We start from the raw sequence: 2,536 nt of genomic DNA on the forward strand, positions 1-2,536 counted from the left end.
CGCCGCCGGGTAGCTGGGGTGCGTTGCCGCACCCCAGCCCCCTCAGAACCGGACGTGCCACTCGTCGCGGCATCCGGCTCAAGCAGACCCTTCTGGCCTCGGTGGAGGTCATACTTGCAGGGCCCTTCTGTGATCGCCAGCGTGGTGCTGGCGGTGACAACTTGCGTGTACGAGGCGAAGGTTCGTTCCCTCGTCCGAGCCTCCGTGCCGCCGATATACGAAGTGGTGCTTGTTTAGCGTCTTCGACACGGCCGAGAACCAGGCGGCCCACTCGCGCGGGCTGTCAGGTTCGTACTCGGCCTCGGAGATCAATGCCTGCTTACATAGCGAGCACAATCCCTTCTGGCGGGCGGCCAGCGTGATCGACGTCTTGTCGAGCGTCGCTGGGACCGACTTGCGTCGGCGGCTTGACCAGTAGTCGGCCAGCGCGGGGTCGTCCGGGGAGTTACTTCCCTTGACGAGCACGTGCCTTTGGATCTTGGTCCAGTTGAACTTGTAGAGATGAGCGCCGGTCTCCCGGTCGCCGAACACCCACGTGTCCTTCCGGGTCGATTGGAACTGGCCGTAGTACCTGTCTTTGATCCAGTACAGCGACTTCTTCGGGTGGCTGAACCTGGCCCACTTCCATGTAAGAGTCCACACGTAGTGGTCCAGGCTCGAAAATGCTTTCTTTGAGACCACCGTCCGGTAGTAGGTCGCCCATCCCCTAATGATCGGGGCGAGCTTCCTGATAACGGCTGTGGCGTTGGACCCGCGCAGTGCGAGCACTTCCACACGAAGCCTTTCCCGGACCCTCCTTATGGCTTCTTTACTTGGCTTGATAAGTAACTTGCCGTTGTACCGACGAACATTGAAACCGAGGAAATCGAAACCTTCGTCGACGTGAATGACCGACGTCTTCTCGTCGTTGAAGGCGACTCCCCGGCTCTCCATCCATCGGGTCAACTGCTCCTTTGTCTGGCACGCCTCTTCTTCGCTGCGGCAGAACACCGCGAAGTCGTCTGCGTACCGGACAAGGATCGGTGCGTCCCGCCGGGCACGGTAAGTTGCGCCCTCATCGCCACACCCAACAGCGGCTTCCATGCCATGCAAAGCGATGTTCAGCAGAAGCGGGCTGATCACGCCGCCTTGAGGGGTCCCCTCAAGGGTCGGCGCGAGCCGACCGCCCTCCATCACGCCGGCCTTCAGCCACCCCCGGATCGCCTCCCGCGCTGGGAAGGCACCGAGGCCGGTCATCAAGTGGTCGTGTGAAATACGATCGAATGCCGCCGTCAGGTCGGCGTCCAAGACCCACAGGCGTCGAGAAGTTTTCTTCCTGAGCACGTTGTAGATGGTTTGGATCGCATCGTGACAGCCCCGGCCCGGCCGGAAGCCGTAGCTCCGCCGGTCGAACCGGGCTTCCCACTCGGGCTCCAGCGCGTTCTTGACTCGGGCTTGCCTGATCCGGTCGCGAATCACGGGGATACCGAGCGGCCTTCGCTTCCCATTGGCCTTCGGGATGTACACGCGCCGAACTGGCTGGGCTCTTCCAGGTTCCCGCTCAGCGGCGATCTCCATCGCCACCGTTCCCCGCTCACGCGGATTGAGCGCGGTCTCTTGGTCGATCCCCGCCGTCCGGCGGCCCTGGCTCTGCTGCGTTACCCGCCTCACGCTGACCAGCGTGTTCGCGTGTGAGCGCAGCATGAGCTTCTGCAAGTTGCGGACCCTCTTGAGGTCCCCTTCCTGTGAGGCCGTGAAGATCCTCTGCCTCAGTCGCCGTACCGACGCCTCCTGACTGGCCCAGTCGATGCTGTTCCAGTATTCGGCGGGGCCCTCCAGTCCGTTCGTGTCAGCAGGCGCCACTGCTGTTTCACATACTGCGGTCACGCTCACCTCCGCGTCTAACTTGTCCTTCGGTTCCGGCTTCCTTGCTGTTCGTCTTCACAGGTCCACCTGGTCCGCGTCAGCTCCCTTTCGGGCCGGACATGCGTCCGTATCCGACGGGTTATAGGGCAGGGATGAGGATTCCTGCTGTTTCCCCTGGGCTTTCGCCCTATCGGCATTCGCTTCTCGGACCATCCTGTTCCCGCCGGGGAGTTGGGCCTTCGTTGCCTCCGGCTTACCGGACCGAGGTCCGGACCCAGACGGGGTTTCCACGTTCCGCTCTGACAAGATGCGGCTGGTGTTGGGCTCTCTCTGTACCCCGGGACCAGCGGTGTCCTGCTCCGGACGGCTGGAATGCCGGAGCCGCTTTGTGCATTGCAACACGGGTCCTATACCTTCCTGATTTCGTGCCATCGGAATGGTGCGAGCTCACGAGGCGTCAACGAGAGTTCATTTACATTAGCCCGGCCAGCCTTCCCCTTCGCCTGTTGCCGTCCGATGGCATGGACAGCTCTTGGGCTTGACCCGTCCGGCTTCACACCCCACCGTTACCAGCGACGCATGCGGACGTGGGGACGGACCTTGGACACTGGTCCGAAACAGCCTGCTTCATTTTCCTTCCTCTTGCAGGGAGTTCACTTATTCAGAGCGACTGTCGTGTCGCAACCAGCCC

Annotated in this window: 1 protein-coding gene; it reads right to left on the reverse strand. The window is 62.1% G+C overall.

What is annotated here, in order from left to right:
* Positions 1 to 108: 108 nt before the first annotated feature.
* Positions 109 to 1,872, reverse strand: coding sequence for a group II intron reverse transcriptase/maturase (gene ltrA / locus AOK11_RS23045; protein ID WP_420903009.1), 1,764 nt, complete (start codon positions 1,870 to 1,872; stop codon positions 109 to 111).
* Positions 1,873 to 2,536: the final 664 nt, after the last annotated feature.

The sequence above is a fragment of the Streptomyces hirsutus genome (genome assembly GCF_001418415.1).
Taxonomy (GTDB): Bacteria; Actinomycetota; Actinomycetes; order Streptomycetales; family Streptomycetaceae; genus Streptomyces; species Streptomyces hirsutus.